This is a genomic window from Verrucomicrobiia bacterium, from assembly GCA_035577545.1.
Lineage (GTDB): Bacteria > Verrucomicrobiota > Verrucomicrobiia > Palsa-1439 > Palsa-1439 > Palsa-1439.
The window spans coordinates 15865-28317 of sequence record DATLVI010000015.1 but is presented as its reverse complement, the minus strand read 5'-3'; the positions used below and the strand labels follow the sequence as shown (position 1 = coordinate 28317).

The window sequence follows — 12453 nt, the reverse complement described above, 5'->3', positions numbered from 1 at the left end:
CCATGCATACCGCAATCGATTGTCGCGCTTCCCGCTTTGCCTGTGCTACTCGGTGCCCAGACTATCTGGGCTTGCCCATGCCCCTCTCCCGACTTGGAACCGCTTGCAATACTGCAACGATTCTCAGTTCTCCGCGCGGGAAAAATTGCGGACTCTCACGTGTGATTGGTCTGGGAGGGTTCTCACGCTCACGATGAACAACGGCATTGCTTATGCTGGAAATCCTTCTCATGGACACAACCAATTTCCATGAGAGGGAGGTGAATCAGATGATTACGATTAACAAGATCCGCAAAGACCGCTCGGCGTTTACCCTGGTTGAAATCATGATCGTGGTTGCTATCATTGGGTTGCTCGCCGCGCTCGCGATCCCGGGCTTCGTCAAAGCCCGCAAACAATCACAAGGCCGCCGTATTCTCAATGATGCGCGTCAGATGGACGCCGCTATTGACCAGTGGGCACTTGAGACAGGCCAGACGGATGGCAATGCCATCAATACGACCTCGGCTTCGACGTACTTGAAGACAACCTGGAAGACGCAAGACCTCCTTGGTAATGCCTTCAACGTGACCGTGGTCGGTGGCACGCAGATGTCCGTCAGTGCCACTACGAAGTCCGCCTTGGACGGCGTCGGTATCGACTGGGGCGCCTACTAAGGCCCGACCCGGTACAAGCGCGGAAGCGCTTTTTTGTTGCAATCGACAGAGGCAGGAGAGTTACCCTCTCCTGCCTCTGCTGCAAAGAGACAACGCGCCAGGATGGCGTCACTCACTCGCCAGGAGCCGGTACCCAATTCCCGGCTCGGTCTGGATCAACTTCCCGCTCGTCGTGGTCTCCAGCTTCTTGCGCAGATGTGTGATGTACACGCGCAAGTATTGCGACTGGCTCTCGGAGTTCGGTCCCCAGACTGCCCGCAGGAGTTGCGCGTGCATGACCACCTTCCCCGCGTGGCGCACCAGTTCGTGCAACAGCGCGTACTCGGTCGCCGTCAAATGCACTTCCTTTTTCTTCACCGTCACCATCCGCGCCGCAAGGTCCACCGTCAGGTCGCCGCTTATGAATACCGGCTCCTCGTGCGCCTCGGGCGCGCGACGCTGCACGGCCCGCATTCGTGCCAGCAGTTCCTCCGTGCCGAACGGCTTTGTCAGGTAATCGTCCGCGCCGTTATCCAGCGCCGCCACCTTGTCCGCCTCGCGATCGCGCACCGACAACACCAGCACGGGCGTTTGGCTCCATTCCCGCAACCGCTTCAACACCGCCAGGCCTTCCATGTCGGGCAGCCCCAGGTCGAGGACAATCACATCCGGCCGCCGCGCCGCCGCTTCCTGCAAACCCAGTTGCCCGTTGTCCGCCTCGTACACGCGATAACCCTGCGGCTCCAGCGTCAGCCGTAACAGTCGCCGAATCGGGGCTTCATCATCGATCACCAGTACCGTACGCTCCGCGCTCATGCCGGCCTCGCGGTCGTTTCCACGGGCACGCGGATTGTAAAGGTCGCGCCGCCCGTAGGATTGTTCGCGGCGTCGATCTCACCGTGATGCGCGCGGGTGATGCCCTGCACGATGGACAAACCCAGTCCCGTGCCGCCAGGTCGCGAATCCGTGCCCCGAAAGAATTTCTCGAACACCTTCTTCTCTTCGCCGGGGGTCAGTCCCGCGCCGTGGTCACGAATGCGCAACAGCAATGTGCCGCCGTCAAGTTGCGCGGACATTTCAACTGGCGATGCTGCGGGACTGTGTTCCACGGCATTAACGAGCAGGTTGCACAACGCCTGCTCCATCAACCCAAAATCCAGCCGCACCAGCGGCAACTCTTCCGGCGCTGTGATATGAACGCGCTCGCGCGAGACCTCGTTCTCGACCTGGCTCACAGCCGACTCCAGCAATTCGCGCACTTCACCCCACTCCAGGTTCAGCGGCAGCCGCCCCGAATCAATGCGCGTCATGTCGAGCAGGTTGGTCACGATGCGGTTCAACCGCCGGTTCGCCGCCTTGATCTCATCCAAAAACGTCTCCGTCAGCGGCAGCCCGGCATCCTTCAATTGCGTGTCCAGTCCCTCGGTCGCCGCGCCGATCACCGCCAACGGCGTCTTCAACTCGTGCGAAACCGAATCCAGCAGCGTCCGATGCAGTCTCTCCGATTCTTCCGCCACGCGCGCCTGTTGGACGGTCTCGATCGAGCGGTAGCTCTCGATCATCACCGCGATCTGGCCGGCGAACGTCTCCAGCAAATCGTTCTCGTCGAGCGTCCACGTCTTGCGCTCTTCAAAATGAACGCCCAGGACGCCGAGCTTGCTCTTCGACGTCTGCAGCGGCAGGTACAACCCCTGCGCGTCCGGCAGCGTGTCGGTGAACCGTCCCGCCGCCTGCCCGTGTTCCAATGCCCACGCCGCCACGGCGCGCTCCTTGGCGTCGATGGAAAACGTGCTCGCCGGGTGCGGTGCTTCTTCGAGTCGTCCTTCCGCCGTCGTCAACAACACTACCGTCCGCGACCCAAACAGCGCGTCCACCTCTTTCACCGCCCGCGCCAGCCCGTCCTCCAACGAAGCGCTCGCGGTCACGCTCTCCAGCAATCGATTTAACGCCGAAGCCCGCCGCTCCCGCCGCCGTTCGGCGGTCTCGCGCGCGCGCAGTTGATTCGTGATGTGTCCCATCGCCAGCGCCACGACGAAGAACATCGAGAACATCATCAAATCGTGCGCCGAGGTGATCTGGAACGTGTAGATCGGCGGAATAAAAAGATAATTCCAGGCCACCGCGCTCAGCGTGGCCACCAACAGTACGGCCCACCGATTCAAAACCATTGCCAACAGAACCACACACAGGAGATACACCAGCGAGACCGCCATGTACCCCGTCAGGCCCTGCAATAACCACCCGACCATCGTCGCCGCCACCACCGCGCCCACGCCCACTGCGCAATCGCGCAGGATATTCGTCCCCACATACTGTGTCCAGGGACGGCGCGCACGGAGACTCCTGTCAGTGCGCGTGGTTCCGCTCACCACGTGCACGTCGATGTCGCCGCCCCGGCGGATCAACCGGCTTGCCAGCGAGCCGCCCCGGATCCATTCAAATAGCGGGTTACCAAAAGGCTTGCCGACCACGATCTGCGTCACGCCCTGCTGGCGCGCCGTTTCCAGCAACGCCCCCGCCACATCGTCACCGGTTGTCATTACGATTTCAGCGCCCAACTGCCGGGCCAGCGAAAGGTTCTTGGTCAGCCGTCGCTTCTCGTCTTCATTCAGCGCCGCCGACGTCTCCACGTAAACCGCCACCCATGGGGCATCCATCGCCGCCGCAATCCGTCGCGTCCAACGGATCAATTGCCCGGAAAATGGACTCGGCCCGACGCCCACCCCCAGTCGCTGCCCGGATTTCCACGGCGAGCCAATGCGCTTCGTCCGCATCACATCCCGCAATTCCTGGTCCACGTGCTCCGCTGTGGTCCGCAGTGCCATCTCGCGCAACGCCGTCAGCGTCTCTTCGCGGAAGAAATTCTCCGACGCCGTCGCCGCCCGTTCGCCCAGGTACACCTTGCCCTCGGCCAGCCGCTTGCGTAGTTGGTCGGGCGTGACGTCGATCAGTTCGATCTCGTCCGCCTGGTCGAGCACCGAATCGGGTACGGCCTCGCGAACCACTATGCCCGAAATCTGCTGCACCACGTCCAGCCGGCTCTCGAGGTGCTGGACATTGAGCGTGGCGTAGACATCGATGCCGGCGTCGAGCAATTCGAGCACGTCCTGGTAGCGCTTCGGATGGCGGCTGCCCGGCGCGTTGGTGTGGGCCAGCTCGTCCACGAGCACGAGCGCCGGACGCCGTGCAAGAATGGCGTCAATATCCATCTCCTGCAAGATCACACCGCGATATTCGATCTTTTTGCGAGGAATGATCGGCAACCCCGCCAGAAGCGCTTCCGTTTCCCCACGCCCGTGCGTCTCGACGACCCCAATCATGACGTCCACGCCCTCCGCCTTTTGGACGCGTGCTGCCTCCAACATCGCAAACGTCTTGCCGACGCCGGGAGACATGCCGAAGAAAATCTTCAGTTGCCCGCGTTTTGCCGCCTGCTCCTCGCGCTGGATTTCCGCAAGCAACGCGTCGGGGTTTGGCCGCGATGGCTCGGTCATGCAGGCATTCTAACTTTTAGCCGGAGTTTCACCATGCAAAAGTATGCGTCGTTACCGATGACCGAATTGGATGACCGCCCCGCCGGCCACGATCAAAGCCAGCCCCCACCACGTTGATGAGGCAATCACTTCCTTGAATACGAAACGACCTACCAATACGCTAACCACTGCAAAGAACGCGACGTAAACGCCAATCAATTTCGAGAAATCCCATTTCACCGAGTTGACGACCAGTCCGTAACAACCCAGCGCAACAAATCCGGCGATGACCAGCGCCGCATTACTACCCCGCAACCCGCGGCGGACCGTCGCATCGCCACCAACCTCCAGGAGCGCCGCCGCCAAGAATGCCAGCCATACAATAATATTCATATTGGGAAAGAGGGTATCATCTTTTGTTCGCATAGTGATGCCAGAGCCACAGGAACAAGAGAATCTGGATTGCCAGCGGAATGACGGCGACGAACACGAAATGGCGCGCCAGCCGCAACACTCTTCGCCACCGCGTTGATTCCTGCAAGCGATCGCACAATCCGGTGACGTGCATCTCCCCGGGCGCGTCCAGGTCCGTTTTCATCGCCGCGGCCGTCGGATACCTCAATGCGGGATCGCGCTGCAGGGCCCGTAGGACGATCTCCTCGGCTTGCGTCGATAGTTCCGGATTCAGTTTCCGCGGCACCGGCGGATCGCCCGTCAGGCGTGTGTTCATGATGACGAACGGGTCATCACCGTCGAATGGCGGAGTTCCGGTCAGCATCTCGTACAACACCGCACCGAGGCTGTAGATGTCCGAGCGCCGGTCGCCACGTCGGCCCTTGATCAGTTCCGGCGCAATGTAATCGGGCGTACCCATTGCTGGTGTAAAACCAACAAACGTCAGCCGTCGCGATTCCTCCGCTTGGGAAATCCCAAAGTCCATGACCCGCAGTCTGCCGTCTGGGCAAATCATGAGGTTGCTCGGTTTCAGGTCGCGATGAACCACACCATGCTCGTGAAGATACTGTAGCGCTTCGCAGATCAGGCTGGCGAATTTGAGCGCGTCCCTTTCCGGCAACGGTCGAATCCTGCCCAGAAGGTGCGCCAGAGTGCAGCCGCGCAAGTATTCGGTCACGATGTAGGGCCGGGATTTACCACCGTTGAGGGGGACAAACTTCAGGATGAATGGATGGTCCAGTCGATTCCCGATTTCTTCTTCCCGTTGAAAACGCGCGAAGGATGCCGGGCTACTCTCGATGCCGAGGTGCGGCACCTTTATCGCCACAGCCTGATTACCATCACGCAGGTCCTGGGCCTTGAAAATCGTCGCCATCCCGCCCTTACTGATGACCTCCGTCAGCAAAAACCGGTCATCCAACAGTTCCCCGGGTTGGAGCCCAACAGTGAAATGCGCCCGACTGTGCGGTGCGGAACCGGCCGGTTTTTCATGGTAGCCGAGACGCATGTGTGGGATCTGCCGCGGCCTTACCGCTCCGGACACTTTTCAACACGAGCCATTACGAAGCCATGTTCCAACGCCGGCACCACCAGCACCGGACAGGGCGCATGGCGAATCACCTTCGCCGTCGTACCGCGCCGGAAGAATCCCCACGATCCAACGGCGCCGTGGTTGGCCATGATAATCATGTCGGCATTCGTCTCCCTGGCTTCATTGACGATTTGTTGATACGGCTTTCCGCCGGCCACCACAACGTCGGTCACAATCTCTTCTCCCCAAATTACGTCCACCAGTTTGCGGATTTGGCTTTCACCAACCTCGCTCAGTTCTTCGATCAATCGGTCACGCGAGATGTTGCGTCTCAACTCCGGGCCAACCGGTTCGACGATGTGCAGGAGGGTAATCGTCGCTTTGTACTGCCGGGCAAACGCCGCCGCGTGGCACAGGGCCGAGACGGTCGTGTCCCGAAAATCAATCGGCACCAGGATCCGCCGCAGTTGCAGGACGGAGGAAGTCGAATTGATCGCGCACCATTCGGGCTTTCGAAACGGAGGGATTTCCATGTCCGATCACCTATCCTTTCACAGCCCCGTTCCCTTCCGCCTTCTTGGTGTCCATTTCATCCAGGGCCAGGTTCAGCCGCAGCACGTTCACGCGGGCTTCGCCGAAAATCCCCCACTGCGGCGGTTCGACGAATTTCTCCACCAGCGTCTTGACCCGGTCCGCGCCGATGCCGCGCGTGGCGGCAACGCGCGTGACCTGTAGTCGCGCTGCTTCGGGACTGATATGCGGATCCAGCCCGCTGGCAGAAGTAAAGACCATGTCCGCCGGGACGGGCGCGTCCGCCGCGAGCTTATTGCCGGTGCGGAACGCCGTGGCGTTGGCGGTCACATTGGACTGCAGCGCCTGGCTGGTCGGACCGAGGTTGCTGGCGCCCGAAGGCACCGTGGCATAACTGCCTGCGGAAGGCCGCGGCCAAAAGTACTTGTCACCTGTGAACTGCTGCGCGATCAATTCGGAGCCGACAACCTGCCCATTATGCTCAATCAGGCTACCGTTGGCCTGATTGTGAAAGGTAAGCTGCGCGATGCCGGTAATAACAAGTGGATACAGCACGCCGGTCAACACCGTGAAGACGATTGTGAGCAGTATCGACTGAATAAAAAGTTTCATGATTGTCCCTTTCTTCGGTTATGACGCCAGGTGCGCCGCGACCAGCAGCACATCGATCAGTTTGATAAAGATGAACGGAATAATGATCCCGCCCACACCGTAGATCAGCATGTTCCTGCGCAGGATTACCGCCGCGCCCAGCGGCTGGTATTTCACGCCGCGCAACGCCAGTGGAATCAGCGCCACGATAATCAACGCATTGAAGATCACCGCGCTGAGAATTGCGCTTTGCGGGGAATGCAGGTACATGATGTTCAACTTGTCGAGCGGGCCGTGTCCTCCCACCTGGGTGGCGTACAACAACCCAAACATCGCCGGCAGAATGGCGAAGTATTTCGACACGTCGTTGGCGATGCTGAACGTCGTCAGCGCGCCACGCGTCATCAGCAGTTGCTTCCCGATCTCGACGACCTCGATGAGCTTGGTCGGGTTGCTGTCGAGGTCCACCATGTTACCGGCTTCGCGGGCGGCCTGTGTCCCGGTATTCATCGCCACGCCAACATCGGCCTGCGCCAGGGCCGGTGCGTCGTTCGTGCCGTCGCCGATCATTGCAATGAGTTTACCGCCTTCCTGCTCCTTGCGAATGCGCGCCAGTTTGTCCTCGGGCTTGGCCTGGGCGATGAAATCGTCCACCCCGGCCTCGGCGGCGATGGCCGCGGCCGTCTGCGGGTTGTCACCCGTAATCATCACCGTGCGCACCCCCATCTTGCGCAGTTGCGCAAAACGCTCCTTGATCCCACCCTTGACCACGTCTTTCAACCGGATGACCCCAAGCACACGCGCGCCGTCCGACACCACCAGCGGCGTGCCACCCTGGGTCGAAATATCAAACACCGCCTGCTCCACGACTTTGGGATACAGCCCGCCTTTTTGTTCGACGTGGGCCCGGATGGCTTCTGCTGCGCCTTTGCGAATCACACGCACGCCCTTGCCATCGGGATCGATCAAATCCAACCCACTCATGCGGGTCTGTGCCGTGAACGCCACAAATTTCGCCTGCGGTTCCGCCACTTCGCGACCGCGCAAATTGTATTTCTCCTTGGCCAAAACGACGATCGACCGCCCTTCGGGTGTCTCATCGGCAAGGGAAGCGAGTTGCGCGGCGTTGGCGACTTCCTCCACGTTGACTCCCGGCGCGGCAATGAATTCCGTCGCCATGCGGTTGCCCAGTGTGATTGTCCCCGTCTTGTCGAGCAACAACACATCCACGTCGCCGGCCGCTTCGACCGCGCGGCCGCTGGTGGCCAGCACGTTGCGCCGCATTAATCGGTCGATGCCCGCGATACCGATGGCACTCAATAACCCGCCGATGGTCGTCGGGATCAGACAAACGATCAGCGACAGGAGCACGGGGATGGACGTCAAGACCACGCCGGTTTGACCGGCTGCCGCTTCGTTGTACCGGGCGAATGGCGGCAAGGTAACAACCACAAGAATGAACAACGCAGTGAGGCTGATCAGTACAATGTTCAGCGCGATTTCGTTCGGTGTCTTCTGGCGCCGCGCGCCTTCAATCATGGAGATCATCCGATCAAGGAACGAACTGCCCTCTTCGGCAGTGACGCGGACGACGATCCGGTCGCTAATCACCTTCGTGCCGCCGGTGACGGCACTGCGGTCCCCGCCGCTTTCACGAATAACCGGCGCCGACTCCCCGGTGATGGCGGACTCGTCCACTGTCGCGATGCCGTCCACAATCTCGCCGTCAGCCGCGATCATGTCGCCCGCCTCGCAGACAAACAGGTCGCCGATCTTCAACTCGGCGCTGGGTACGGACGTTTCCTTGCCCTTGACGAGCTTGCGGGCCATTGTCTTGGTGCGCAGCTTGCGAAGCGCGTCGGCGTGCGCCTTGCCCCGGCCTTCCGCCATTGCCTCGGCGAAGTTGGCGAACAGGCAGGTGAACCACAGCCAGAGGCAAATCTGGACGTTAAACAGGTTGCACTGTCCCTTCAGGAACAGGAACCCCGTGGTCATGATCGAACCGACCCACACGACGAACATCACGAGGTTCTTGATCTCATCGCGCGGACTTAGCTTCTTGAAGGAGTCGATGACCGCTTGCCGCACCAACTCGGAGTATTTGATTTCAACTTTTGTGCTCATGGTTGGTCCTTTAGAAAACGCGGCTGGCCAGCATCAGGCCGTGTTCGATAATCGGCCCGAGGCACAGCACCGGGAAAAATGTCAACGCGGCCACGATGACGATGACCCCCGTCAACGTGAGGCCAAATGTCCAACCGTGCGTGGGCAGCGTGCCGGAAGAAGCCTCGACCGTTTTGTGGGAGGCCAGACGGCCGACAATCGCCAGCGCGGCGACAATCGGCGCGAACCGGCCGATAATGATCCCGACGGCAAGCATGACGTTGTACCACGGCACGTTGGCGTTCAATCCGGCAAAGGCGCTGCCGTTATTGTTGGCGGCTTCACCGAATGCGTAAAGGATTTCACTCAACCCATGCGGGCCGTTATTGGCCAAACTGGACAACCCCGCCGGGATGACGCAGGAGATTGCCGTGGGAATCAAGCAGGCGGCATTCGGCAACAACACGCCAATGACCGCCCACGTCGCCACCCAGGCGTCCAGTTTCTTGCCCAGATATTCCGGTGTGCGCCCAATCATCAGCCCGGCGATGAATACAGTGATCAACACGTGGAACAGCATGCAGTACATGCCGCAACCGATGCCCCCGAAGATGATTTCCCCGATTAGGATGTTCCACATCGGCATCATCCCGGCCAGCGGCATCCAACTGTCGTGCATCGAATTGACCGAGCCGTTGTCGATTGCCGTGCAGGAGATGCCCCAGAGCACGCTGTTCATCACGCCGAACCGCTGCTCCTTGCCTTCCATCAACGGCTGGATGTTGCTGACCACGGGATTCGGCCGCGTCTCCGCCCACCACGCGACGCCGAAGGAAAGCAAATACAAGCCCAGCATCACGGCAAACAAACACCAGGCGTGCTTCAGGTTGCCGATCAATAGTCCAAACATGTAAACCTGCGCCATCGGCACGACGATGATCGCGAGCATTTCGAGAAAGTTCGCCAGCGGTGTCGGATTCTCATACGGATGAGCGCTGTTCACGCCGTAATAACCGCCGCCATTGGTGAAAAGCTGTTTGCAGGATTCAAAGGATGCGACCGGGCCGATCGGAAGGCTCTGCGTCTCCACCTTTTGATCCACCATCACCGGATTGCCCTTGTCATCCTTGACCGTGTTCCCTTTGTCATCGGTCTTTGGCACCTGCGTGGTGTACGGCTCCGTCAGCTTGGCATCCGGATAAGCTTTCCATGTTTGCGGGCAACCCTGCCAGATCAACGGAATCGACCAGACCACGGACAACGGAATCACGATGTAGAGCAGCGCCCGGGTCAGGTCCACCCAGAAATTGCCGATGGTCCGGGTCGTATGCCGCTTCAAAGCACGGCCCACCGCGACCAGGACCGCAAGCCCGGCTGCGCCACTCAGAAATTGGTGTACGGAGAGCCCAATCGTCTGCGAGAAATAGCTCATCGTGGACTCGCCCATGTACGACTGCCAGTCCGCATTGCAGACGAAACTCCACGCCGTATTGAAAGCCAAATGCCAGGAGCAGTTGGCGATCTTCATCGGATTCAGCGGCAACCACGCCTGCGTCATCAGAATCGCCATTAGCGAAACGAACCCCACGCAGGTCATGATCACTACCGCCCACAAATACCTGGGCCACGACATCTCCTGCCCCGGATCAACCCCCGTTAACCGATAGACCAGGTTCTCAACCGGCTGGAGAACAGGGTGCAGGAACGTCCCCTCTCCCTTGAACACCTTTGCCATGAATCGACCCAGCGGCGGCGTCAGGGCAATACCAATCCCGAAGAAAAGTATAATTTGAATAATCTCGTGCGCGTTCATGCCCCAAGCATCGCAGCGTTTACGCAAGACTGTTAATTAAAAGCCCGCACCGGCGCGTTAAAAAGGTGTTAACGTGAAGGCGACCCGAAACCAAATAATTGCTGTCCGCGTGGCCAAATGTTAACTTCACTCCGTGGAATCCGTAGTCATTGTCATTGGCCTGCTCACGCTCGTCGCGGTCGCGGCGCTCATCGCCGTGGTGCTGCGCGAGCGCAACAAGCCGCAGCAGCCCGACCAGTCGCTGCTGCTTCTCCAGCAGCAGGTCAGCGCTTTCCAGGAGCGTCTCGATAAATTTGGGCAGACCGTCTCGGAGAATCTGCAGCAATCCAGTGCGCAAATGAACAGTCGCTTGGACAACGCCGCGAAGGTTGTCGGCGATCTCCGCGAAAAAGTGGGGCAGATCCACGAGGTCGGCAAGGCCGCGGCCGAACTGGTGAATATTCTCCGCGCGCCGAAGCTGCGCGGTGGGATGGGTGAATTGTTCCTCGGCGACCTGCTCGCGCAGATCCTGCCGCCCGAGCATTTCAAATTACAGCATCGCTTCCGCAGCGGCGAGGCGGTGGACGCCGTCATCCAGATCGGCAATAAGTTCGTGCCGGTCGATTCGAAGTTCCCGCTCGAAAACTTCCGCCGCATCATGGACTCGCAAAGCGACTCCGAACGCGTCGCGGCCCGCAAACAATTCCTGCGCGATGTGAAAAAGCACGTCGATGCCATCTCAACGAAATACATCATGCCCGACGAAGGCACTTACAACTTCGCGCTGATGTATGTTCCCGCGGAAAATGTCTACTACGAGACCATCATCAAGGAAGAGTCGAGCGCCTCGGGTGAAGAACGACCGCTGTTCAGCTACGCCCTGGAGAAGCGCGTCGTGCCCGTTTCCCCAAATAGCTTCTACGCGTACCTGCAGACGATCCTGCTCGGCCTGCGCGGAATGCAGGTCGAAGAGCGCGCCCAGGAAATCCTCAACACCCTCGCCCGCCTGCGCGGCGACTTTGAGCGCGTCCAGGAAAGTTTCCGCGTCCTCGGCAAACACCTCACCAACGCGCAGGGTAGTTATTCCGAGGGCGAAAAAGCCCTCGCTAAATTCGACGCCAAACTCGGCCAGATCGAGCAGCCCGTCCTTCCACCAAACGAGCAGCCGAAATTAACGTAGGTACCGGTTCCAGGCATCGGTCGCATACTTCTCGACGACCAGTTTCTCCGCAATCGCCCGCTCGGCGTCTGTGACCTCGTAGTCCTCGAAATCGACGCCCAGCGCTTCTCGGAATCCCCGCTTAAGGTGCTCGGCGGAAAGTTTCGCATCAATGGATCCCTGGTGCAGCATGCCGGACTTCGTGCGCCGCTGGGCGCCGCCGGCCAGTTTGCGACCGTCAGTTACCACATCGCCTCGCACTGGCTTCTGGAAACACTCATACTGACCCTGCGGTGAATAAAGTTCCGCCTTGTGGAGACGCGGTTGTGTTTCGAACGCGGCGGCGATGGCTTTATGCAACGCGCAATAGGCGTCCATGGTTTTCATGGCGTGCAATGAATGCCCGGGCGACACGACGACTGTGTAAGTCGTGTCCTTCACGTGATACACCACGCCGCCGCCCGTGGGCCGTCTCACCACTTCATGCCCATTCGCAAGATTCGCGGGAAACTTCTGAAAGTAGCCAAACGTAATCGCCGGCTTCTCCCACGAATAAACCCGCACCAACGGACGCCCACGTTTCGCCGCCGTGCGCAGCAGCGCTTCATCCAGCCCCATATTGAAGGCTGCCGCGGCGGCCGGCGAATGCAGGAAATCCCAAATCTCAGCCATGGAAGAATTGT

General features: G+C 59.9%; 11 protein-coding genes. 2 read left to right on the top strand and 9 right to left on the bottom strand.

Annotated elements, in window-relative coordinates; translation table 11 throughout:
* The first annotated feature begins 269 nt into the window (after positions 1–269).
* Positions 270–656 (top strand): prepilin-type N-terminal cleavage/methylation domain-containing protein, encoded by a 387-nt coding sequence (locus VNL17_05000; protein ID HXI83432.1) that lies wholly within the window; start codon positions 270–272, stop codon positions 654–656.
* Positions 657–764: 108 nt separating this feature from the next.
* Here VNL17_05000 and VNL17_04995 read toward each other — a convergent pair whose 3' ends face one another.
* Genes VNL17_04995 through kdpA form a run of 8 tightly spaced genes read right to left on the bottom strand, consistent with a single transcriptional unit; the run spans position 765 to position 10632 of the window.
* Positions 765–1451, bottom strand: coding sequence for a response regulator (locus VNL17_04995; protein ID HXI83431.1), 687 nt, complete (start codon positions 1449–1451; stop codon positions 765–767).
* Positions 1448–4129 carry a sensor histidine kinase KdpD gene (locus VNL17_04990; GenBank protein ID HXI83430.1) on the bottom strand — a complete coding sequence of 894 codons (2682 nt, stop codon included), beginning with the start codon at positions 4127–4129 and terminating at the stop codon, positions 1448–1450. The genes VNL17_04995 and VNL17_04990 overlap by 4 nt, the downstream gene beginning before the upstream one ends.
* A 51-nt stretch (positions 4130–4180) precedes the next feature.
* Complete coding sequence (locus tag VNL17_04985) at positions 4181–4501, bottom strand: hypothetical protein (protein ID HXI83429.1); 321 nt, start codon at positions 4499–4501, stop codon at positions 4181–4183.
* A 16-nt stretch (positions 4502–4517) separates the two neighbouring features.
* Positions 4518–5570: a serine/threonine-protein kinase gene (locus VNL17_04980; protein ID HXI83428.1), complete on the bottom strand. Its 1053-nt coding sequence runs from the start codon at positions 5568–5570 to the stop codon at positions 4518–4520.
* 20 nt (positions 5571–5590) lie between these two features.
* Entirely contained in the window at positions 5591–6127 is a 537-nt protein-coding gene (locus VNL17_04975) for a universal stress protein (protein HXI83427.1), read from the bottom strand.
* A gap of 10 nt (positions 6128–6137) precedes the next feature.
* Positions 6138–6737: a potassium-transporting ATPase subunit KdpC gene (gene kdpC / locus VNL17_04970; GenBank protein HXI83426.1), complete on the bottom strand. Its 600-nt coding sequence runs from the start codon at positions 6735–6737 to the stop codon at positions 6138–6140.
* Positions 6738–6755: 18 nt separating this feature from the next.
* The gene (gene kdpB, locus VNL17_04965; protein HXI83425.1) at positions 6756–8840 is read right to left on the bottom strand and encodes a potassium-transporting ATPase subunit KdpB; all 2085 of its coding nucleotides are present in this window, start codon (positions 8838–8840) and stop codon (positions 6756–6758) included.
* Positions 8841–8850: 10 nt separating this feature from the next.
* Positions 8851–10632: a potassium-transporting ATPase subunit KdpA gene (gene kdpA, locus VNL17_04960; protein ID HXI83424.1), complete on the bottom strand. Its 1782-nt coding sequence runs from the start codon at positions 10630–10632 to the stop codon at positions 8851–8853.
* Between the two features lie 133 nt (positions 10633–10765).
* On the opposite strand from kdpA, the gene VNL17_04955 reads away from it, so the two are divergent.
* Entirely contained in the window at positions 10766–11791 is a 1026-nt protein-coding gene (locus VNL17_04955) for a DNA recombination protein RmuC (GenBank protein HXI83423.1), read from the top strand.
* On the opposite strand, the gene VNL17_04950 is transcribed toward VNL17_04955, so the two are convergent.
* On the bottom strand, positions 11783–12442 hold the full coding sequence (locus tag VNL17_04950; GenBank protein HXI83422.1) for a biotin/lipoate A/B protein ligase family protein: 660 nt from the start codon (positions 12440–12442) through the stop codon (positions 11783–11785). The genes VNL17_04955 and VNL17_04950 overlap by 9 nt on opposite strands.
* Positions 12443–12453: the final 11 nt, after the last annotated feature.